Genomic DNA, 22,113 nt, shown 5'->3' with positions numbered 1-22,113 from the left:
CCCAAAATTCTGTCAGCTCAATTAATATCAACTGTGGGCGATCGCCACTTATGCTCCACCTGGGGATGCAGTAGCAGATACCACATTCAGGTTAGCAACTAACCCATAGGTTGATATGTACTCTTCTAACTCTGCTAAATCAACACTGCCATTTTTATCGGAGTCAAGAGTATTAAAAAGATAATCAGTGATGTAACTTCTGACTTCTTCAGAGCTACGTTCGCCTGTTGTCATATCTTCGATTAGGCCTAACAGCTCCATAATCTCAGGTCGTTCTAGCGACTTACTGCCATCCGTATCCAATTGCAGGAACAGCTTTTTGATATCTGCTGTTGCCACTCTCGAAGAACGCAGGGTTTCTCTCAATATGTCATTGCCAAATGAATTCATGAACAATATCTGTTCGATGAGTGGTATGCAGAAGAACCCCAGCGCTGCCCAAAAAATTGCATATTTTACGGCTTCGGGATTTGCAGTTGCACTAACTCCGATGAAAAGAGCAGCCCAAAGGAAAAAGTTTGGGTTCACAAGCAGGATATAAGCATCCCGAGCTTCTGCCTTGCTTAGCTTGCCCTTTGTCACTATTGAGGTTAATGTAGCTACTACGCGCATCGAGACAAATACCAAAGTTGCAATTGCCAGTTGTTGCAGACAAGCTAGCGATCGCGCTGTATCCGTTGAGGAAAATATATCGCTGAGGAATGTTGCCGGAGTAAACTGAAACCCGGTTGCCAAAGCCATGAATGCGACAGCAAGCACACCGATAAATTTCCAGTTTTTACTGTGGTGGTTTGATTCCACCGGGGATTTGTCGCGCCAAAACTGGGCGATCGCACCCGGTATTGCCAGACCTAGAATTAGAATGACACCGAAAAAGATCAGGCTGTCAACGTTAATGGGTAAATTGGCAACCTTCAATGTAGCCAGAAGCGCCAGTGGAGCAACGATTGATAGGGTTCTTGACAAGAGAGCCGACGGATAAAGATTGCCGCCCCAAAGCACTGATAAAACTGGGGAAGTCAGGGCTGGCGGAACCATCCAAAACAGCACCCACAAAACTTTGTACAAATCAGCTTCGGTCTGATACAAAAGTCCAGAAAATATTAAAAATAGCCCAACTACCCATCGCACTGCCATCCACCCGTAAACTAGATACTTCACAGTTGAAGTTACTTTGCGTTTACTCGCGGCAAAGTCAATGTCCAGGTAAGTATAAAACGTTGAAGCGGCAAGACACACAACGACGATCGCTCGAAATAGGGCTGACGGAATCCCTCCTGCTGCGCCGCTGATTGCCCCTACCAAACTTCCCAGCAAAAAGGCGGCGGCATAGATCAAAATCGCCCACATAATTGAAAGATCGTTGATCTCTTTACGCAGGGAAGCAGCACCGCCGGATTCCTTGTCCCGAAACTTGACGAGATCCACACCGCTGAGAGCTTTACCGTTGGGGAGTTTCAGGTGTTTATAAGCAGTAGGCGGCAGACCGCTTAAATAAAGTGCTAGAGGCTCCAATACATATTGGTGGCACACTACTAGAACTGTTTCTCCGCGTTCCAAGTGCGGTACTATTTTGTCTTCGTAGAAACGGGCAGCGCGAGAATAAACTTGGGCAATCTTTTCGCCAGCCGGGGGTGCTTCGTTATGTGAATGCAACATTTCCTCGAAGCCTTCGTAGCCCAGGGCTAGACGCAGCAGATTCAGGTTGCGGCCCGCAAAAATGCCAAAGGATTTTTCGCTAATTCGATGGTCTATCTCAACCGGGGTATTTGGCGACTTTAGTGCTTGACTTTCAGCAAGGGCGATTTCGCAGGTTTGCCGTGCGCGTCTCATGTGGGAGACATATACTGCGTCAAACTTTGTACCTTTTTTCTTCAAATCGACACCTGCACGGCGCGCCTGCAATCTACCAAATCCTGTCAGGTCAACATCCAGAACTCCTGCAAAAATGTTGCGCTCGTTACTGGTACTTTCACCGTGCCGTATAAAGTAGACACGTCCTAGGTGTTCTGCATTGAATTCTGTTTTTGAAGCGGCGGAAGTTGCTGTGGTTCCATCCTGGGATTTACCTGCAACTTCGATCGATCGATCTTCGGTACTTTGTACCTGGTCATCTAACTTTCTAGTATTCATGATTGACTTTCACTACGCCTTAAACAAAATTTAGATTTTTTCTAACGTTGAAGTTCCAAACTTTCAAGTCAGATATGCTAACGACAAAAAGCACTCTGCTACGAAAGCAAGGTCTTTGACCGTGTTGAGTATAGTCTGAGCCAAACTCCTCGGAGTGTAGCAACACTCACTAATTGCTCAAGAGCGATCGCACAACTGACAGCATGAAGACTACCCAAATCTTCAACGGATCGGGGGCAATATTTTTAGATAAAGAAAGCCCAGCTCGCTCTCCCTCTCATATACCAACAGATTCTTGAGATGGACAACAGATTAAGGGTGAGTTTAGGGGATCGATCGTGAATCTAACTAATAAGTTTTGTACAAAACCCGTCCTGTACTTCGAGAATTATCACCTTTGCACCTGCATGACAGCCAAAAAGATTGTGCTAGAATCCATCAATACGCAGTCGTAGGTTGGGCACAGACCGAGAAGAGCAATCTTCTTGCAGTCTAGGGGAGGTTGTAGGTCAGCCACCATTTGGGTCTTCCCAGTTGAAAGCCACCCTGCAACATGAGCCTGGAATCTGCAACCGCAGCCGAGTGCGGCAGAGCGGTGGGAGTGTCGCGCTAGAATTAGCATCACGAGTTAAAACTCGAACAAAAACGCTCGTCGTGCGAGCGTGACCTCAAAACGGGCACATAGCAGGTGGGAATAAACCATGTTTGAACGCTTCACAGAAAAAGCAATAAAAGTAATCATGTTGGCCCAGGAAGAAGCTCGCCGCCTGGGTCACAACTTCGTAGGGACAGAACAGATCCTCCTGGGTCTGATCGGGGAAGGAACCGGAGTAGCGGCAAAAGTCCTCAAATCAATGGGGGTTAACCTCAAAGATGCTCGGATTGAGGTCGAAAAAATCATCGGGCGCGGTTCGGGCTTCGTAGCAGTCGAAATTCCGTTCACCCCGCGCGCCAAGCGGGTTCTAGAACTGTCCCTCGAAGAAGCCCGCCAACTCGGACACAACTATATAGGCACCGAACACCTGCTGCTCGGCCTGATTCGCGAAGGTGAAGGAGTAGCGGCCAGAGTCCTGGAAAATCTGGGAGTAGACTTGTCGAAAGTCCGCACCCAAGTGATTCGGATGCTGGGAGAAACCGCAGAAGTCGCAGCCACGGGCGGCGGCGCTCGCACCAAAACCCCAACCCTCGATGAATTTGGAGCCAACCTGACTCAAATGGCCGTCGATGGTAAGCTTGACCCCGTAGTCGGTCGGCAAAAAGAAATCGAACGGGTAATTCAAATCCTCGGTCGCCGTACCAAAAATAACCCGGTACTGATCGGCGAACCCGGAGTCGGCAAAACCGCGATCGCCGAAGGCCTGGCCCAGCGCATCGCTAACAACGATATCCCAGACATTCTCGAAGACAAGCGCGTCGTCACCCTCGACATCGGCCTGCTCGTCGCCGGTACAAAATACCGGGGGGAATTTGAAGAACGCCTCAAAAAAATCATGGACGAAATCCGCACGGCGGGTAACGTGATTTTAGTGATTGACGAAGTGCACACTTTGATCGGTGCTGGTGCGGCGGAAGGTGCGATCGACGCAGCTAACATTCTCAAGCCAGCTTTGGCTAGAGGCGAACTCCAGTGTATCGGCGCTACAACCCTCGATGAGTACCGCAAGCACATCGAGCGCGATGCCGCCCTAGAGCGACGCTTCCAGCCCGTGATGGTCGGCGAACCGACTGTAGACGAGACGATCGAGATTCTCTTCGGTCTGCGGGAACGCTACGAACAGCACCACAAGCTGAAAATCTTGGATACAGCCCTCGAAGCCGCAGCCAAACTCTCTCACCGCTACATCTCTGACCGCTTCCTCCCAGACAAAGCAATTGACTTGGTAGACGAAGCAGGTTCGAGAGTCCGCCTGATCAACTCTCAACTTCCCCCCGCAGCCAAAGAACTTGATAAGGAACTCCGCAAAGTCCTGAAAGATAAAGACGAAGCGGTGCGTTCTCAAGACTTTGACAAAGCGGGCGAATTGCGCGATCGAGAAATGACCATCAAAGCCGAAATTCGCGCTATTTCCCAAGCCAAAAAAACCGACTCGGCGGCCCGTGGCGACACCGACCCATCGCCAGTAGTTACCGAAGAAGACATCGCTCAAATCGTGGCAAGCTGGACGGGCGTGCCGGTCAACAAACTAACTGAATCTGAGTCCGAAAAACTGCTGCACATGGAAGATACCTTGCACCAGCGTTTGATCGGCCAAGAAGAAGCAGTGAAAGCCGTTTCCCGCGCCATTCGTCGCGCTCGCGTTGGGTTGAAAAATCCCAATCGCCCGATCGCCAGTTTCATCTTCTCCGGGCCCACAGGCGTCGGCAAAACCGAATTGACCAAAGCCCTAGCCGGTTACTTCTTCGGTTCCGAAGACGCGATGATTCGGCTGGATATGTCCGAATACATGGAACGTCATACCGTCTCCAAACTTATCGGTTCGCCGCCAGGGTACGTCGGTTACAACGAAGGCGGACAACTCACAGAAGCAGTCCGCCGCCGTCCTTACACCGTCGTATTGTTCGACGAAATCGAAAAAGCCCACCCCGATGTCTTCAATATGCTCCTGCAAATATTGGAAGACGGCCGCTTAACAGATGCTAAAGGTCGCACCGTAGATTTCAAAAATACGCTGCTGATTATGACTTCCAACATCGGTTCTAAGGTGATTGAAAAAGGTGGCGGTGGCCTCGGCTTCGAGTTCAGCGACAACCAAGCCGATGCTACTTACAACCGCATTCGCTCTTTGGTTAACGAAGAACTCAAGAACTACTTCCGCCCAGAATTCCTCAACCGACTTGACGAAATTATCGTCTTCCGTCAGTTGAACAAGGAAGAAGTCAAGGAAATTGCCGTCATCATGCTCAAAGAAGTGTTCGGCCGCTTGACAGAACAGGGAATCACGATGGAAGTGACCGAGAAATTCAAAGAAAGGCTGGTAGAAGAAGGCTACAACCCCAGCTACGGAGCTCGACCCCTGCGCCGCGCTATCATGCGGTTGTTGGAAGACAGTTTGGCTGAGGAAATCCTTTCTGGCCGCATCAAAGATGGCGATACCGCTGTTGTGGATGTGGATGAAGCCGGAATTGTTAAGGTGCTGCAAGGTCAAAAGCGGGAATTGCTGCCCCAAGGTGCTGAGTAAGGTTGAGTGGCGTGCGATCGCATCGGGAGTAAAGTTGTGAAATAACTAATCTCGCGATCGCAAATCACTCGAAATCCTCACATAAAAAAGGTAGAGAATTTAAATTCTCTGCCTTTTTTATGAGTTAATATCAAGAGTAGACTTATTGCATAAATTTTTGATTGATAGGGAAACCGCAGATAAACGCAGATAAACGCAGATAATTTCAAGACTGTTTGCGAATGCCTGCACTTCAAGTCTAGTAATTAACAGCGACATACTTCAATGGTAAGCTGTACTGCATTTAAATTGTGTATTTTGGGCGGGTTCGCTTGTCCAGCCAGCTCATGGTTTGATTATTTCTTGAGATGCAATTTAAATGCTGATGAGCTTAATCAGATAATTAGTGGCAACTATATAGCGAGGACTTTCATGACATCTGAAAAAAATAAGTTGGGTACAGAAGTAGCAGAAAATCCGCCTGAAACCTGGTGGCAGAAAGCGTGGAAGTCACAGCGAGAAAATCTTCAGATAGTGATTATTGCTTTGACTTTAGCAATAGTGATTCGAGCGTTAATCGCGGAACCGCGCTACATACCGTCAGATTCTATGCTACCAACTTTGCACGTGGGCGATCGCGTCGTAGTCGAAAAAATCTCCTACTACCTCGAACCTCCCAAAACTGGCGACATCGTAGTATTTGCCCCTCCCGAAAAGTTGCAAGAACAAGGCTTTACCCAAGACCAAGCATTCATCAAGCGGGTAATTGGCTTACCCGGTCAAACCGTCGCCGTTAAAAAAGGTTTAGTTTATCTCAACGACAAACCCCTGGTCGAAAAATATATTGCCGAACCTCCTAAATACCAGTGGGGACCTTATCGCGTCCCAGAAAATGAATACTTTGTGATGGGAGACAACCGCAACAACAGCAACGACTCCAGCAGGTGGGGATTTTTACCTAAGCAGAACATCATCGGCCGCGCTGTAGTGCGGTTTTGGCCTCTAGAACGCATCGGGCAAGTTTGAAGTCTGTTGACTGTTGACTGTTGACTGTTGACTGTTGACATCGCAAGCCCAATGCCCAATGCCCAATGCTCCATGCCCATGCCTTATGCTGTACGGAAATTTCTACTTATTCTTGCGCCTTAAGGGGTAGGGACTTCCTCCGGCAACTGATAAAATGGTAGAAAAAGCAGCGGGCATTTCTCGCCTCGATCAAAATTAGTAGAATATTAAAAAATTAGGAAAGCTATGGGATTTTTTGATTCAGAAATTGTTCAGCAAGAAGCCAAGCTGTTGTTTGAAGACTATCAATCTCTCATCAAACTAGGTGGCAATTACGGCAAATTCGATCGCGAAGGCAAGAAAATGTTCATCGCTCAGATGGAATCAATGATGGAGCGCTACCGTATTTTTATGAAGCGCTTTGAGCTTTCTGAGGACTTCATGGCTCAGATGACTGTAGAGCAGTTAAAAACACAGCTCAATCAATTTGGTATCACGCCCCAGCAGATGTTTGAGCAAATGAACTCAACGCTGGAGCGGATGAAATCTGAGCTGGAAAAACAATCATAAGTTGACAATCATAAGTTGACAGTTGACAGTTGACAGTTGACAGTTGACAGTTGACAGTTGACAGTTGACAGTTGACAGTTGACAGTTGACGGTTGACAGTTGACAGTTGACAGTTGGTAATTACCCATTACTTCTTTTCTCCTTGCTTATTCCTTCGCTCAACAGTTAACTGTTAATTGTTAATTGTTAACTTTTAATTCTTCCTTATTCCTTCGCTAAACAATCAACAGTCAACTTTTAACTCTTCCTTCGCTCAACTGTCAACTGTCAACTGTCAACTGTCAACTGATAACTAAGGCCGCTCAAAAGATGAAGCAGGTTTGAAATTTTCTGCGGGAACTCCCTGCAAAGCTTGGCTCATAAAATCACGCCAAACAGGGGCGACAATAGTACCGCCAGTAGCACCGTAGCTCATCGGTCTATAATTGTCATTGCCCATCCAAACAGCCACCGACAACTGTGGCACGTAACCCACAAACCAGATATCCCGTTCTGAGGAAGTTGTACCAGTTTTCCCAGCAGCCGGTCGCCCAAGTTGAGCAGCCCTTGCCGTTCCGCTGTTAATTACCCCTTGCAGGGCGCTGTTGACAGATGCGGCCGCCCAGGAATTGAGAACTAATTTGGGTTTGGGGGTATTGTCGAGCAAGACGTTGCCGCTGCTGTCAGTGACTTGCACGATAAATGTGGTGTCAGAATGCCAGCCGTTGTTCGCGAAGGTAGCAAAAGCTCCGGCCATTTCTAAAGGAGTCAGGTCAACGGCACCCAACGGCAAAGAAATCACGGGTTCCATCGGACTTCTGATGCCGAGTACGCGGCAAATCTCAATCACTTTATTCAATCCGACTTCTTGGCCAAGCTTGACGGCGGGAATGTTCAGAGATACTTCCAAAGCTCTGCGGATGCTGACGGCACCGGAGAAGCCGCCGCCGTAGTTTTGAGGGTAGTAGTAGCCGTCGCCGTCGCGGTAGCCGACAGGGGAGTCGTAGACAACTGAATCCGGGGTGTATTTGCCGCTAGCAAAGGCAGCGTAGTAGATAAAAGGCTTAAAAGAAGATCCGGGCTGGCGGCGTGCTTGAATGGCGCGGTTGAACTGGCTCTTTTCGTAATCGACGCCGCCCACCATTGCTTTGACGAAGTGGGTGCGGGGATCGACGGCGGCTAGGGCAATTTGACCTTCGTCGCGATCGTAAAACAGGCCTTGGTAGTAAAGCCGATTGTGCCACGCTTTGACTGTTTCTTCGGCTATGCGCTGCATTTTGAGGTCGATCGTGGTTTGAACGCGCATTCCTCCCTTAACCACGGCATCTCGCCCGAAACGCCTTGTCAGTTCCTGGACTACGGCTTGCGTGACGTAAGGAACTTGAGAGCCGCCAAAGGAGGTAATTTTGCCGAGCTTAATTTTTTGCGATCGGGCGGTATCCGCTTCCGCCACCGTAATCCATTTGAGATCTTTCATCCGGTTTAAAACGATTTCCTGCCGCTCTTTTGCCAACTTGTAATTGACAAAAGGACTGTATTCTTCGGGGGCGGAAATTAAGCCGGCGAGCATCGCTGCTTCTGAAAGAGTCAAATTATTGGCTGACTTGTTGAAATAGCTTCGAGAGGCTGTCTCTACGCCGTACAAGTTGTGACCTAAGTAGATTTGATTCAGATATAGTTGCAGAATTTGGTCTTTGTTGAGTATTTGCTCTAAGCGGATAGACATTACCGCTTCAGCTACTTTGCGACTAAATTTTGACTGCGGAGAAAGAAACAGGTTCTTGACTAGCTGCATAGTCATAGTCGAGCCGCCTTCAACGGTTCTACCTTTCTCTAGGTTGACTATGAGGGCTCGGGCTATCCCGCCGGGGTTGATGCCTTTGTGAGTAAAGAAGTTGCTATCTTCGATCGCCAGAACAGCTCGTTTCAGATTCGGGGATATTTGCTCAAGGGGTACGACATCCCGGTTGGCTTCGTCGTGGATGCTGGCTAGGGGCTTGCCGTTGATGTCATAAATGTGGGTAGTTTCTGTAGGAGAGTAGGTTTGCAAGATCCGAACATCTGGCAAATTGCGGAAGCTGATCGCTAAGCCAACCAGTCCACCAGCGACTACGGAACTGGCAAGCATTGTCATGCTGAGTATAGTTCCGGCGGTCACTTTGCTGACTGACTGAACAAACTCGAATACAGGGGCTGAGTTTTCCGTATGTTTGCGGACTGCGTTAGTTGACACGTGGATTTCACTTCCTCACTCGATTTTGGGGTTAAGACTTGTAATTTTAGATGCGAACTCTGGAGGCTGTCAGTCGATTTTAGATTTTAGATACTTCGGCTTCGCTTATTACCAGTTTTAGATTTTAGATTTACTTGCGGCAGATGAATTTGGGAGTTTGAACTCTTTGTCTAAAATTTGGGACTCGCCGCGACTGTTGTCGGGGGCACGGTAGGTGTTTTTGGGCGGGGTTAGCCAAGAAAAGCAGGGTCGCTTTGGGATTATGGTAGCTTGTTAAGTGTGTTTGTATGCGTGAATCAGTGAGTTTAACTGATTCCGCTGCAAGGCCGGCAAAATATTATGGTTTCCGATCGCTCCCCTATGATAACTCCTAACCTTTCAGCGCTTTACCGCGGCATCAGCGAGATTTTTCCCGATCGACCTGATTCTAGCAACCCTGACGAAAATCTGGCAGAATTGCTGACAAAAGTCGATCGCCCGTTGCGAGTCAAACTCGGAATTGACCCCACAGGGAGCGAAATTCACCTGGGACACAGCATTTGCGTCCGCAAGCTGAGAGCTTTTCAGGACGCAGGACACACGGCGGTACTGCTCATCGGAGATTTTACCGCAAGAATTGGCGATCCGACAGGGAAATCTGAAGTTCGATCGCAGTTGACAGAGGAACAAGTGGCGGAAAATGCCAAGACTTATTTAGATCAAGTGCGTCCGATTCTCGATTTTGACACACCCGGACGCTTGGAAATTCGCTATAACTCCGAGTGGTTGTCCAAATTGGACTTGGCGAAGGTTTTGGAGCTGCTGAAGACCATGACGGTGCAGCAGATGCTCGCTAAAGAGGGATTTGACAACAGGATACAGCAGGAAAATGCGATTTACCTGCACGAGTTTCTGTATCCAGTAATGCAGGGTTACGATTCCGTGGCCTTGGAGGCGGATGTGGAGTTGGGGGGAACTGACCAAAAATTTAATATTGCTGTGGGGAGAGATTTGCAGCGGCATTTTGGGATGAAACCGCAGTTTGGTTTGCTGATGCCGATTTTGCTGGGGACTGACGGGGTGCAGAAGATGTCGAAGTCTTTGAATAATTATGTCGGTTTGTCTGAAGACCCGCTGACGATGTATTCTAAGTTGGAGAAAATTGCCGATAGTTCGATCGCCCAGTATTTTGAACTATTGACAGATTTGCCGTTTGATGAATTGCCAGAAAATCCGCGCGAAAAACAGAAACTTTTAGCTGTGGATGTGGTAAGTCAGTATTGGGGGAAAGCAGCGGGTGATCGGGCACAACAAGATGCAATGACTCTGATCAAAGGTGCGGCGGGACAGGCTGATGCTGTGGCGGAGTTTTCCTTGGCAAATGTCCAGTTTCCGGCTAAGTTGTTTTATATCCTTAGTGCTAGCGGGCTTTGCAAGAGCAGCGGTGATGCACGGAAGTTGATGCAGGGCGGTGGGGTGAAGTTGGAGGGCGATCGGGCTTCTGATGTTAACCTTACGTTTGAATCACCTGCAGATTTATGCGGTAAAGTTTTGCAGGTTGGGAAGAATAAGTTTGTGCGATTGATGTCTTGAATATCTTTTTTAACCGCTGATGAAGGCTGATGAACGCTGATGAACGCTGATAATCGAATTATTGTTCCTTTGGATGTCCCTAGTCAAGAAGAGGCGATCGCACTTCTTGACAAACTGCCTAATGTATCTTTCTGGAAAGTGGGTTTGGAACTGTTTGTGAGTTCCGGGCCGGGGATTTTGGAAATTTTAAAACAGCGGGAAAAGCGGATTTTTCTCGATTTGAAATTTCACGATATCCCGAATACTGTGGCTGGTGCTTGTCGGGCTGCGGCTAAGTACAACGTGGATTTATTGACTATCCATTCTACTTGTGGTAAAGATGCTTTGAAAGCGGCACAGTTAGCTTTGGTAGAAGGGGCGGCGGCGGTTGATAAACCGACTCCTAAATTGATTGCAATTACGCTGTTGACGAGTTTGAATTCGCGACAGTTGGCTTTTGAGTTGAAAATACCTTTAGAGTTGCCAGAATATGCTTTGCACATGGCATTGTTGGCTAAGGAAACGGGTTTAGCTGGTGCTGTTTGTTCTCCACAAGAGGTGGAACAGTTAAGAAGGAGTTGCGGGGATGATTTTCTGTTAGTTTGTCCGGGGGTGCGTCCGAAATGGGCTGATGGGGGCGATCAAAAGCGATCAATGACTCCAAAAGCGGCATTTAAAGCAGGTGCTGATTATCTGGTGATAGGGCGTCCGATTACAGCTTCCGACGATCCGGTGGCGGCTTTTGCGCGGATTTGTGATGAGATTGGATAAACACAGATGAATGCAGATCAAATCCCATCAGCGTTGATCTGTGTTTATCTGTTAACATCTGCGGTTGCAAGTCCGACTTTGGCGGTTGATTTGGCGACAAATCATGCTAAGAGTATAAGTGCAAGGGGGAATGGTTTGTTAGGGCGATCGCCTTGTCCGGCAGATTTGGAAGCTTTAGTCGATCGGCTGTTGCAAGATTTACCGAGTTATGCTAATCGCGTAATTGTGCGATCGGGCTTTGCTCCTAACACTTCTACACCGCCCGGTTACTTGTCCCGTCAAATAATTGTAGCAGGTCGCCCGGAGTTTCAACCGCTACCTTTAAATTTTGAAGATGCGCTTCCTGAAAATACTAATCAAGCTTTTATTACTACTTTAGAAACGCAGTATTTGGGGGGAAAGCGAGTCGAAATTCAGCAATATCACTGGCTGTTTTTAGCTAAAACCCCGAAGGGTTGGGAATTAGTCAAAATTGTTTCTCGGTTTGGTACGGCGGCGGATGTTAGCCCGTTGTTAGCGCCACAGGGGGAGACAAGCGCAATTGCTGACGCGATTCGTTTGTGGTTGCGAGATTGTCCTGCACAATGAAAAAATAGAACGCAGGATACAATAAATTATTAAAATTAAAAATATCCTCTTGAAAGCACATCTTTTTCATCTAGTTCATCTTTGCCAATCATCTTTTCAATTTCACTTAAAAATCTCATAAAAACTGCTGGTGCGAAGGGATGATAGTCGAGATGATTCACAAAAGAAATTCGATTTTTATTTCTTCCCTTTGCTGTACTAAAAGCACTTCTTATATTAGACGATAATCGCTTGGCTTTTCTCAAAATTAAAATTTCATCAATAGCTGTAAGTGATGAGCTTATTGGTGACATATCAAGCCATTCACATAGTAAAAAATACTTGGCTCCTGGTACACTCAATTTTACATCAAGGGCGGTTGCAGCGCCCTCTTGAAACATCGTTTTATCAAGATTTGTTTTACACTCAGCCGCAACATAAGCAATATTTGCCTCGCGGGAAATACTCTCATTAAAATCTCGATTGTGAGAAGCTTTCAAAAAGATTTTTTTACTAATTGCAAAATCTTGGTCTTTGGATCGAATACTCATCCCGCCGCCCGGTGGACTTGTTTTCAAACTTGACTCAAATCGTAGTGATGAAAAACATTGTGTGGGGCCAAAGGATAGTTCCTTGTCTTTTAATGAATCTGCAAATACGGTTGTAACTAAAATAGGTATAAATTCCTCTACAATTGAATTATCGAGTTTTAATTGCCCCTTTTGACGGTATAAAAAATCAGTTTCACTGTCAAAAATTAGTTCAACATCAATGTATCGCTTATAAGATGTTAGATGAGCTACCATTTCTGGCATGACTTTCAAATCACCACTTATGTTTTTAATGGTTTCTAACCATTGGTTATAGTGTTCGATTGCGTGCTCAACGCGCAGCTTCTCTGCCGTAGGTAGTTTATCGTTATTGAGCAATGCTGCTAGTTTATCGCCATGTGGTTTAGGTAAATCAAACATAAAGTTTTGCTTTTGGGTGAATTGTTTTAATCAGTTTTCGAGAATTGTTCCTATCAAAATAAGGTGAAGGTTGTACTTTTTCAACCTTATCAATAGCATCTTTAATTTCAGGCTTAACTTGTTCGTCCGCTAGGGAATAAGCGGACTCTAATGCTTCTACTGCCAGAGTTCGTGCTTGATGTAATGCAAAATAATAGGGTTGATTTTCTAGTTTGACAAAGTGCAGTATATCTTCTTTAATCGTTTTGCCGTAGCGATTCACAAAACTTCTTTCTTGACGGATATCTAAACTAATACCCAATACTTGACTGGCGACTCCGGCAACTAACTCTCCGTTAAAGAAAGGAGTGCCTCTAATATTTGATTCTCTACCGACAACAAATATTATCCTACTTTCATGACTACATATTCTTAACAATTCTTGCAAAGTAGAGGCGATGTCTAAGCAATATTGAATTACAGTTAAAAATCTGTTACTTCTATGTTTGCGATTGGAACCAAATTCAGATTTTGCCACCTCTAAAAGTTTCCAGTTTAGTGCTTCAGTAGAAGCGCGATACTGCTGATGATAGTTAAATACATTGATATAAGGGGGAGAGGCGATCACAAGGTTGACGCTGGAGTTTCTTAGGGGAATATTTCTGGCATCGGCGTTGTAGGCATTTATCGGTTTTTCGCTATAAGGTAGTTTAAGCACAAAAGCAGCGATATTTTCCGCAATAGTGAAAATTCTTGAGTAAGTAACTTTTTTCTTGTCTAAATCTAGTAATATAACTAATGCTTCATGTAAAATATTAATGAACTCTTGTTCTGCACTAACTGCTAATTTTACAACTTTCTCTATTAGATCATTTTGGGTTACATCTTTTTGGATTGTTTGGAAAAGTGGCATTGTTTCAAATATTTCCGTGTGCAGGCGATTTAAAAAGCAATTGATATACTTTTCTCGCTGTGTTGGCAAAAGATTGATAAATTTATAAAGGTTAGCTAGGATTAAAGCTGCTGGGTTGATTTCTGTTCCGTAGGCTTCTATTCCAAATCTTCCGGCTTCATATAAAACTGTTCCACTACCTAAAAATGGGTCAAAAATCACGCTGTTTTGATTAGCATATTTATTAATCAAAATTTCTACAAACTGGGGGGAAAATTGCCCTTTCCAAGGGAGGGGATTGGTTCGTTGTTTATTTTCAATGTCTAAGAGTTCTTGAGAAATTTCTTTTCTATTGATGGGGGTTGCGCTGAAAATATTAGATAAAGTCATGATGCTAATTCTTATTGGGTACGAATTCATGAGGGGCGGGTTTATGATATTGTTAGTTTGAGCCATAGATTTTTGGTTAACCCGCCCCGACAAGTATTGGGCTTGACTGGAGATGATATTAGGCGTAAATCTCGATTATTATGTTACCGCTTTAAATTCATCCAATTTCGCTTTTACTGCCTGCATATCTTGCCACATAAACCATTTTGGTGTCTCCGGTTCGCGGGAGGGATTTCGTAACAAGTATGATGGGTGGAAAATTGGCATACACAGCCGTCCTTCCCATTCTATCCATTGACCTCTGATTTTACTAATTGGTCGCTTGTCGCTTAACAAACCTTTCAAGGCTGTTGCACCGGTTAATAAAATAATTTTGGGGTCTAAAATGCGAATTTGTTCGAGCAAGTATGGTTTGCAAGCTTCGATTTCTTTGGCTGTGGGAGGGCGGTTTTTGGGTGGGCGACATTTGATGACGTTGGCAATGAATACGTCGGTTTTTGCACTCAATTCTACGGATTCTAAAATCTTATCTAGTAGTTTGCCCGATCGCCCGACGAAGGGTAATCCGGTTTCATCTTCGTTTTGTCCGGGCGCTTCTCCCACAATCAAAATTGAGGCTTGAGGATTGCCGCGCCCGATGACGGCGTGGGTGCGGCTGTTGCCCAATTCGCAGCGGTGACAGCGGTTGCAGTGCTCGCCGATTTGTTCCATATTTTGATATGTGCCGGCGGGAATGGGAATTTTGGCATTTGCTGGGATTGAGTCGTTTTGGAAGGCGGCACTTTGATTGCTGTCAAAAAGACTGAGTTGCAAGTCACTGGACATATATTTTACAATTAGAGAGATTTTTTTTGAGATTATAGTTTATACCAGTTTTCATTTGAGTGAAGTACAGGTATTGGGTAGGGATACGGCAGTGCCGTGTCCCTACTGTATTTCATGGGATTGAAAACTGCTATATAGTTTAGATTAGAGCAGCAAATCTCCAATTGTTTGGTTGAGCTCGTACAGGCAAAAATATGTTCTCTAACCCGTTTTTTGACGATCGCGCCGATGCAGGCGAAAAACTGGCCGAGGCAGTTGTGGACGAGTTCGGCAAGTTGAGTTTAATGACACAGAAGGCGGTGAAACCGATTGTTTACGCCTTGCCGCGCGGGGGTTTGCCCGTTGCTGTCCCGATCGCGCGCCGCTTGGGTTGTGCGTTGGATGTGGTTGTCGCCAAGAAAATTACTCGCCCAGATAATTTGGAATTCGCGATCGGCGCTGCAACTGCTGATGGCCAGGTGATCTGGCAAAAGCAAAAGCAGCACAATTTACGCTTGCAAAAATCAGCACTCCAGCAGGCTGAAAATAGCGCTCAATCTCTGTTAGCGGATTTGGCTTCGGGACGACCAAATGTCAGCGCGGCGGGGGCTTTGGCGATTTTGGTGGACGATGGGATTGCGACGGGGATGACGGTGGCTGTGGCGGCGAAGGCTTTGCTGTCGCAGCAACCGGTGGCTTTGTGGATTTGCGCGCCTGTGGCACCGCTAGATTTGATGGATTTTTTGGCGAAAATAGCCGATAAGTCGATTATTCTGGAGACTCCTCACCCTTTTTACAGTGTCAGTCGCTTTTATGGGCAGTTTCCGCAGGTGGAGACGGCGGAGGCTTTGGCGTGTTTGCTGCAACAAACTGAATGGCGATCGTAGGTTAAGCTAGAAGGCTAAATCTAAAAGCTCGATCGCTAAAACATGAGACCTTGGCAATATTGGTTGGACACTTTGATTCTGTCTACTCAGCACAATCCGCCTCGCTTTGTTGAGTTGGTGATGTTGACTTTGGCGATGATTTTGCTCGGGTTCTGGAGTGTAACATTGCAGTGGCAGTATTTAACCCTGTCTCTGAGTTATATAATTGGTTCGTCTTTTTCAATTTTGGTGCGGGAATACCTCGGCCCGCGGCCTCAATTTCAACTAACTCATCTGACAGCCTTGCTGTTATTAATTATCAGTTTTTATAGTTTTGCTGAACTGATTAGATAGTTGATGTTTTTTTTGACGAACCGCGAAGACGCGAAGAACCACAGGCGGGACGCCTGTTCCACAAAGGAAGAGAAGAGCGAGAGTTCACAAATTATTAGCGATTATCCTACATTCTAATGAGATTGATGCAAAATTATGCGGTTGCCGGCCGGATCGAAGGCATAGATTTCTAAACCGTGTGAGGCTTTGATAATTTCTCCGGCGGGCGGATAACCTAATGCCCAAATTCGGGCGATCGCATTTTCGATATCGCTGACTTCCAAACACAAACTCATGCCTGTTTTTGCTCGATTTACAAATTCGGATTTGTGGGAATCTTTGGGTTTGAATATGCCGAGTCGTAAGCCGGGGAGTTGAAATTCAGCATAAGTATTGGGAATGTAAGGATTTGGTTCTATGTCGAGAAATTTGGTGTAGAATTTGACCAGAACTTCTTTGTCGAGGTCTGCTAAAGTTACTAGGGCGGCGCTGTATTGGAAACTCATATAAATGGGTTGTAACAAATTAGTAATATTATACAACATTCACTGCGATATCAAAACTTCGGCTCTAAAAGGGAGTGACTGTGCAAGTCTTGGTATAATCAATTGCTCGCCCTGCAATCCCTTTACTCTTCTAAGTGAGATGAATCCAAAAGGAAATCAAGAGAACCAGAATCTTAGAAGACTAAGAGTCAGTGCAACAACCCCAGATTCTAGGTTGATTGAGAATCGAGAATCTAGATTTCCGCGTGCAGTTGCTATGGCGATAGATGATGCTCAAGAGGTTATGAACGATTTATATCGGGAAGAGGCAGAATATGGAGATGGAAGTTGTGCTTTTATGGTAATGAAAGAACAATTTGAAGGTGGAGTGGAAAACCCGCCAATATCCCTAAAAAAAGGAACTCTCCACGATAAAAAGTGCGGTCAATATATTGTATCATTACAAATAAAACTGCCAATTTTGCCTTCTGTTCCTCATGAGCCTAAAGAAAAGATTGCTAGAGAAATTGAAAAAATGGAAGAGGCGCTACAATGGGCTGAAGACTACCGCAACGGCAACGATCCGGTGATTCCTCGATGGGCCAACTCTGGGAAAGATCAGTTAGGAAAATAATCGATGGATACTATTAAGGTAGAGAACACTTACAAAACACCCTATTTGGGAATAAATTGGCGGGATACAAAGCATCGGCTTCCTATCCAGCCAAAGGACACTGTGAGTTTCTGTGACTTAAGAAATTGCAGTCTAGAAAAACTAGACTTATCAATGGTAGAGTTCTTTGGTTGCCGTCTGAATGGTACCTTATTTAAAGGTGCAAATTTGCAGAAAACGCAATTTATTAGCTGTTTTTCTTCAGATGATTGTGCGCCAACTGATTTTAGGGATGTTATTCACGAAGATGTGTCTGTGGTATATTCTCACCTTCACTACCAAGCAGACGAATTTCTGACGGATTCTCATTATTTTGGCGATGATTTTTGGATGGGAATAAGTCCAGAGTCTCGGTGGCCTGATGTTGTGGCTGCTGCTGCTACTGAAACACTTTCCGATCGCAATGATGTCAGATATAATGCTGCTGCCAAATTAGGAGATTTAGATAATCCCGTTGTTGCTCCCATACTGGCTTGTCTTCTAGCTGACGATGAGTGGGATGTGCGATCAATTGCCCTCGAAGCATTAGGAAATCTACGGCATCAGGAATTCCCCCAGGGTGACAATATTTTATTGGAGTGGATGTTCTTACGTCTCGGAGATCGACATTCGATTGTACGGCATACAGCGAGAAATCTGGTTGAAATTCTATCACCTCCAAACCATGTATTGCTTGCTTCTATTAACCGGATGATGTCGCCGGAATCTGAGGAAAAAATTGCAGGCGTACTTGCTGCTATTGAGTTGTGCAGGCTAGACGAACAATATTCGAGTTTGCTGGAACCGCAAACTATTGAGGGTCTACTTTCCGATGAATCACTTGATGTTCGGCAGGAATGTTCCTCTCTGCGAGAAATTTTAGACGGGGATTGTTAGAAACCTTAACCAGAATAGGGTGTAAGCTTTTACATTCTTAAAATTCGCCAATTCGTCCGACTATTTGAATTTTACCTCGTGCATTGCCTTTAAGAATTACAGCTTCGCCGCTTTGGGGAACAATATCTGTAATCGCTGTAATATTGACTTGATGCGTTACCATAATAATAGCGCCTTTTGTGTTGCGGTTATCAACAATTAATTTGCGGATTGTTGCTGTTTGTCTGGCTTCTTGGCTGCTGTCGCTAAAGAATGAGTTGAGGGCTGGTAATGGCTCGACTTTGCCTAAATTTATAAGTTTTGCTGTTTCCAAACACCGGCACCACTGACTCGATACAACTCTAACAACTTTGATGTTGCGGTTGCGAAATTTGGCTCCGATTTGCTGGGCTTGGGTTCTTCCTTGTACTGATAAATTGCGCTGGGTGGAACAGTCGCCTAACTTAAAGTTAACAGGATCTCCGGTGCCTGGGGCGATCGCGTGTCGCATTGCCACCACCAACCCTGGATCTCCCCGCTGCAACAATTGCCATCCCGCTTGAGTTTGGGCTTTGGTTGCTGCGTCAGAAGTTGCAGTTTGAGTCATTATGCCGATCGACAATACTAAAGCTAGGGAACCGAAAAACCATTGACCGTTGAGGTAAATCTGTGCTGCCATTGTTCCAGAACTTAGAAATTATCTTATCATATTGTAATACAACAAATATTTCTCTATGGAACTCACAAATTTTATTGCTCTGTCTGTCATTGTTGTCGCTGCGCTGGGGATTGGCATCGGAACAATGACTTGGGCTTACTTCGGTAAGGGCAGCATTTCTGTACTGTTTAAAGAACCAATTTTAAACTCGCCAGAATTTCCAGATACTGACGCCGGTAGCAAAGCTGCGGCTTATTTTCAAGCAGGAATTGAGGATTATCAATCGGAAAATTACCGCCAAGCTGAAGAGAAATTCACTAGCGCCATACAACAGGTGGCAACGGCAGAAGCTTACCACAATCGCGGCTTGATTTTTGCGAATTTGCGATCGGATGGCGAGGCTGTGGCAGATTTGATCCGTGCTAGCGAATTATACCAACAGCAGGGGAATGGATTTGCGATCGACACGATTAAACAAAATCTTGCAGCTTTGAAGCAGCGCAAATTAGAACGAGAAAAACCAAAGTCTGTAGCGACATAAATTAGTAGGTTGGGGCCGTGTAACGAAACCCAACCTATTGTTTTGGTCTGACAAACGCGGTTTTGCGATGTATCATGTTCGAGCCAAGGTATTTGAGACAAACCGAGTGTGTTTTCAGAATTATTATTAAAGTTGAATATCAAGATTGAACATTCTCGTAAACAACTAAACTTTTCGGGTATCTTCGATTTGGTCGATTTTAGAAACCAGCATTTCTCGGCTAGATGCCACAACTCGGTAATTAGTAATTGGATCGTAAGCTTCCCACTCTTGAGTGACTTCGCTGTCTTGCCACAAAAACCATTCCCGGTAAATTTCGCCGTCGTCAATGTCGCCGCACAAATTAAGCCAATCATCTCCTCCCAAACTGTCAAAATCTCCTCCTACTAAGTCAATCCAAGCGGCTACGATACAAGATTCAATAGCACTATTATCAAAAGTATCTACCTGAGATTGAACAGAGGTTTCGGGAAAGCAAAGTGTGGATTTCATACGCTGTACCTGAATGTTATGTTATTAATTTATACAAAAATCATCAACGCTAGCGATCGCACAATGCCACTATCGGAACCTCCACAGTTTATACCTGAAAAATCTCGATCGCCAAAACGCTCAACTGTTGATGGTGTATGATTTTATGGCGTTTTGAGTTAAGCGGCGGCAGAGGCTGATTTGAGCCAATTTGCTAACTAGCACAGCAGAAAGCCCCTGAAGCGAAGCTATCCCGTGGGGAATCGCCCGAATATCTCTGTCAAGGGCGATCGCACTTTCAGAAGCGAAGACAGCGCGACTGGCAATTATATACTTGGTAGGTTGGGGAGTTTCCGTACAGTTTTTGTGATAGCATTTATAGGAACAGAGGTTGCAGATAGACAAGACAGTCGAACAAAACAAAGTTTGAGTCATGCCAATTCTGCTGAATATCCCAAGTATTGAAATATCGCTGGTGCTTCCCAAATTGCGAGAAGCTGCGATTAATAGAGTTCGCAAAGTAGATAAATAGTTAATCAGAAAAACAATGCTAGAGCTCCACTGTCACACAACTTATTCCGACGGCACTCTTACCCCTGCCGAACTCGTAGCCGCCGCCGCATCTTCGGGGGTTCGCGCCTTGGCCGTCACGGATCACGATACGATGTCTGGTTGGGATGAAGCCTTCGCCGCCGCTGCTTTGCACGGTATCGAAATAGTCCCCGGACTCGAACTCAGTACAGTGCACAACGGTCGATCTTTGCACATTTTAGGTTTTTATCCCGATGCAAATAAGTTGCGCGTTCCTTTGAACGATCGCATAGAAGGAAGATTGAGGCGATCGCAAGAAATGGTAGATAAACTAGCAGCGTTGGGATTCGCGATCGAACTGCCAACAACATCCCCAGGAATGGCACCGGGAAGGCCTCACATTGCCTCTGCCCTTGTAAAAGCTGGTCACGCCAAATCATCGCGGGAAGCCTTCGATCGCTGGCTGCGAGACGACGGCCCCGCCTACGTGCATTACGAGAAATTCTCGATCGCCGAAGGCATAGATTTACTCAAGAGTTGCGGCGCAGTACCGGTGTGGGCGCACCCTTATTTATTTCGCGGCGGCGCTGTTGAGGAAGTTTTAAAAGAATTAGTAGATGCAGGTTTAATGGGAGTTGAAGTATATCATCCCAGCCACAGTTCCAGCCAAATTCAAAAGTTGAAAGATTTGTGTCTTGAATACGGTTTGCTGGTAACTGGTGGCAGCGATTATCACGGCCCCGAACCCGAAAGAAATGAAAGGAAAGGTGTTGAAAGTACCCAATTGAATATGCTGCATATACCGTTGGAATTGCTGGAACCGATTAAGGTTGCTGCGGCGAGTTTGAAGTAATAACTGTGGGGTGCGTCAGTTCAAATCGGAGTAAATGGGAACAATTAAGCCATTCTAACGCACCTTACAAGACATCGCGATCGTTCTGGTGCGTCAGTTTATATCAGAGTAAATCGCAATAATTAAGTCATTCTGACGCACCCTACTAAAAATGGATAAAAATAAACCAAACATAAATTAATGTGAAGTTAGCGAGGAACTTCAGTTGAGCTAATGTTAGGATAGCAGTAAAGTTCAACTACTCGGCGGAGCTTATTATGAGTGTAGAAGACAGGGCAAAGGCGATCGGCAAAAACGTAGAAGGCAAAGCTCAGGAAATTTTCGGAAACATCACGGGGAACAAAAAAGACCAAGCTGAAGGCCAAGCAAAACAAGCGGAATCGGCCGCTCGCCACGCTGCAGAAGATGCTAAAGATGCTGTGAAAAATATCGCAGATAAAGCTAAAAGAGCGATCGACAAATTGTAGAAACTGGACATCAAACCGCGATTTGCGGTAGGGGCGGGTTAACCAACAATTTACGGTAAAAATGAATGATGTTGTAAACCCGCCCCCACCCAACAGACAATCAAAATGTACGAGGGATTTATGGGTAAGATGTTGATGTGAATTTATCGCTGGGATGGGGCAGGTTTATCAGATTTTTGGTCTGTTTTGTAGATGGTTGATGAACCCGCCCCTACAGGATTTTGTGAGGTTTTTTTGTTTAAATATAGATGGAATCTTAAGGTTTGTAGGGGCGGGTTAACCAACAATTTACGGTAAAAATGAATGATGTTGTAAACCCGCCCCCACCCAACAGACAATTAAAATGTACGAGGGATTTATGGGTAAGATGTTGATGT

The 22,113-nt window shown here is 45.6% G+C and carries 22 protein-coding genes; 13 read left to right on the top strand and 9 right to left on the bottom strand.

The genetic code is table 11. From position 1 onward, the window contains the following. Nucleotides 1–48 precede the first annotated feature (48 nt). Nucleotides 49–2,133, bottom strand: a complete 2,085-nt coding sequence (locus tag QUA44_RS18130; protein ID WP_333252939.1) for a histidine phosphatase family protein — start codon at nucleotides 2,131–2,133, stop codon at nucleotides 49–51. Between the two features lie 701 nt (nucleotides 2,134–2,834). Here QUA44_RS18130 and QUA44_RS18125 point away from each other — a divergent pair. The 3 genes from QUA44_RS18125 (at nucleotide 2,835) to QUA44_RS18115 (ending at nucleotide 6,866) form a co-directional block, all read left to right on the top strand. Next, a complete protein-coding gene (locus QUA44_RS18125) occupies nucleotides 2,835–5,312 on the top strand; it encodes an ATP-dependent Clp protease ATP-binding subunit (RefSeq protein ID WP_333252941.1) in 2,478 nt (825 codons plus the stop codon). A 411-nt stretch (nucleotides 5,313–5,723) separates the two neighbouring features. Beyond that, complete coding sequence (gene lepB / locus QUA44_RS18120; RefSeq protein ID WP_333252943.1) at nucleotides 5,724–6,317, top strand: signal peptidase I; 594 nt, start codon at nucleotides 5,724–5,726, stop codon at nucleotides 6,315–6,317. Between the two features lie 225 nt (nucleotides 6,318–6,542). After that, a complete protein-coding gene (locus QUA44_RS18115) occupies nucleotides 6,543–6,866 on the top strand; it encodes a DUF1825 family protein (RefSeq protein WP_006632589.1) in 324 nt (107 codons plus the stop codon). Nucleotides 6,867–7,158: 292 nt separating this feature from the next. On the opposite strand, the gene QUA44_RS18110 is transcribed toward QUA44_RS18115, so the two are convergent. Then, on the bottom strand, nucleotides 7,159–9,078 hold the full coding sequence (locus QUA44_RS18110) for a transglycosylase domain-containing protein (protein WP_333252945.1): 1,920 nt from the start codon (nucleotides 9,076–9,078) through the stop codon (nucleotides 7,159–7,161). A 360-nt stretch (nucleotides 9,079–9,438) separates the two neighbouring features. On the opposite strand from QUA44_RS18110, the gene tyrS reads away from it, so the two are divergent. The 3 genes from tyrS to QUA44_RS18095 are packed head-to-tail and all read left to right on the top strand — an operon-like array spanning nucleotide 9,439 to nucleotide 11,988. Continuing rightward, nucleotides 9,439–10,650, top strand: a complete 1,212-nt coding sequence (gene tyrS / locus QUA44_RS18105; RefSeq protein ID WP_333276646.1) for a tyrosine--tRNA ligase — start codon at nucleotides 9,439–9,441, stop codon at nucleotides 10,648–10,650. Between the two features lie 39 nt (nucleotides 10,651–10,689). Beyond that, nucleotides 10,690–11,400 (top strand): orotidine-5'-phosphate decarboxylase, encoded by a 711-nt coding sequence (pyrF, locus tag QUA44_RS18100; protein ID WP_333252949.1) that lies wholly within the window; start codon nucleotides 10,690–10,692, stop codon nucleotides 11,398–11,400. A gap of 6 nt (nucleotides 11,401–11,406) precedes the next feature. Continuing rightward, a complete protein-coding gene (locus QUA44_RS18095; protein WP_333252951.1) occupies nucleotides 11,407–11,988 on the top strand; it encodes a hypothetical protein in 582 nt (193 codons plus the stop codon). Nucleotides 11,989–12,023: 35 nt separating this feature from the next. Here QUA44_RS18095 and QUA44_RS18090 read toward each other — a convergent pair whose 3' ends face one another. The 3 genes from QUA44_RS18090 to QUA44_RS18080 form a co-directional block, all read right to left on the bottom strand. After that, nucleotides 12,024–12,938: a Bpu10I family restriction endonuclease gene (locus tag QUA44_RS18090; RefSeq protein WP_333252954.1), complete on the bottom strand. Its 915-nt coding sequence runs from the start codon at nucleotides 12,936–12,938 to the stop codon at nucleotides 12,024–12,026. Continuing rightward, a complete protein-coding gene (locus tag QUA44_RS18085) occupies nucleotides 12,931–14,199 on the bottom strand; it encodes a DNA methyltransferase (RefSeq protein ID WP_333252956.1) in 1,269 nt (422 codons plus the stop codon). Before QUA44_RS18085 ends, QUA44_RS18090 begins: the two co-directional genes overlap by 8 nt. A gap of 138 nt (nucleotides 14,200–14,337) precedes the next feature. Next, entirely contained in the window at nucleotides 14,338–15,024 is a 687-nt protein-coding gene (locus tag QUA44_RS18080) for a uracil-DNA glycosylase (RefSeq protein WP_333252958.1), read from the bottom strand. A 194-nt stretch (nucleotides 15,025–15,218) separates the two neighbouring features. Here QUA44_RS18080 and QUA44_RS18075 point away from each other — a divergent pair, with 194 nt between their 5' ends. Next, the gene (locus QUA44_RS18075) at nucleotides 15,219–15,890 is read left to right on the top strand and encodes a phosphoribosyltransferase family protein (RefSeq protein WP_333252960.1); all 672 of its coding nucleotides are present in this window, start codon (nucleotides 15,219–15,221) and stop codon (nucleotides 15,888–15,890) included. A gap of 42 nt (nucleotides 15,891–15,932) precedes the next feature. Then, nucleotides 15,933–16,223: a hypothetical protein gene (locus QUA44_RS18070; RefSeq protein ID WP_333130274.1), complete on the top strand. Its 291-nt coding sequence runs from the start codon at nucleotides 15,933–15,935 to the stop codon at nucleotides 16,221–16,223. A 113-nt stretch (nucleotides 16,224–16,336) separates the two neighbouring features. On the opposite strand, the gene QUA44_RS18065 is transcribed toward QUA44_RS18070, so the two are convergent. Continuing rightward, nucleotides 16,337–16,708 carry a VOC family protein gene (locus QUA44_RS18065; protein ID WP_333252962.1) on the bottom strand — a complete coding sequence of 124 codons (372 nt, stop codon included), beginning with the start codon at nucleotides 16,706–16,708 and terminating at the stop codon, nucleotides 16,337–16,339. Between the two features lie 139 nt (nucleotides 16,709–16,847). Between QUA44_RS18065 and QUA44_RS18060 the strand changes: the two genes are divergently transcribed. After that, nucleotides 16,848–17,321: a hypothetical protein gene (locus tag QUA44_RS18060; RefSeq protein ID WP_333252964.1), complete on the top strand. Its 474-nt coding sequence runs from the start codon at nucleotides 16,848–16,850 to the stop codon at nucleotides 17,319–17,321. Between the two features lie 3 nt (nucleotides 17,322–17,324). Next, nucleotides 17,325–18,236 (top strand): HEAT repeat domain-containing protein, encoded by a 912-nt coding sequence (locus tag QUA44_RS18055; protein WP_333252966.1) that lies wholly within the window; start codon nucleotides 17,325–17,327, stop codon nucleotides 18,234–18,236. A 37-nt stretch (nucleotides 18,237–18,273) separates the two neighbouring features. Here QUA44_RS18055 and QUA44_RS18050 read toward each other — a convergent pair whose 3' ends face one another. Next, entirely contained in the window at nucleotides 18,274–18,894 is a 621-nt protein-coding gene (locus QUA44_RS18050) for a histidine phosphatase family protein (protein ID WP_333252968.1), read from the bottom strand. 55 nt (nucleotides 18,895–18,949) lie between these two features. Between QUA44_RS18050 and QUA44_RS18045 the strand changes: the two genes are divergently transcribed. Next, nucleotides 18,950–19,414, top strand: coding sequence for a hypothetical protein (locus QUA44_RS18045; RefSeq protein WP_333252970.1), 465 nt, complete (start codon nucleotides 18,950–18,952; stop codon nucleotides 19,412–19,414). Between the two features lie 165 nt (nucleotides 19,415–19,579). Here the strand turns inward: QUA44_RS18045 and QUA44_RS18040 are convergent, their stop codons facing one another. After that, nucleotides 19,580–19,906 (bottom strand): hypothetical protein, encoded by a 327-nt coding sequence (locus QUA44_RS18040; RefSeq protein ID WP_333252972.1) that lies wholly within the window; start codon nucleotides 19,904–19,906, stop codon nucleotides 19,580–19,582. A gap of 120 nt (nucleotides 19,907–20,026) precedes the next feature. Continuing rightward, a complete protein-coding gene (locus QUA44_RS18035) occupies nucleotides 20,027–20,320 on the bottom strand; it encodes a hypothetical protein (RefSeq protein WP_333309829.1) in 294 nt (97 codons plus the stop codon). Between the two features lie 112 nt (nucleotides 20,321–20,432). Here QUA44_RS18035 and QUA44_RS18030 point away from each other — a divergent pair, with 112 nt between their 5' ends. Together QUA44_RS18030 and QUA44_RS18025 are read left to right on the top strand one after the other, a co-directional pair. After that, entirely contained in the window at nucleotides 20,433–21,269 is an 837-nt protein-coding gene (locus QUA44_RS18030; protein WP_333252976.1) for a PHP domain-containing protein, read from the top strand. A gap of 257 nt (nucleotides 21,270–21,526) precedes the next feature. Then, nucleotides 21,527–21,736, top strand: coding sequence for a CsbD family protein (locus tag QUA44_RS18025; RefSeq protein WP_106149015.1), 210 nt, complete (start codon nucleotides 21,527–21,529; stop codon nucleotides 21,734–21,736). The last annotated feature ends 377 nt before the right edge of the window (nucleotides 21,737–22,113 follow it).

The sequence above is a fragment of the Microcoleus sp. N9_A2 genome (assembly GCF_036701775.1).
Lineage (GTDB): Bacteria > Cyanobacteriota > Cyanobacteriia > Cyanobacteriales > Microcoleaceae > Microcoleus.
This window is presented reverse-complemented; position numbering and strand designations above follow the sequence as displayed.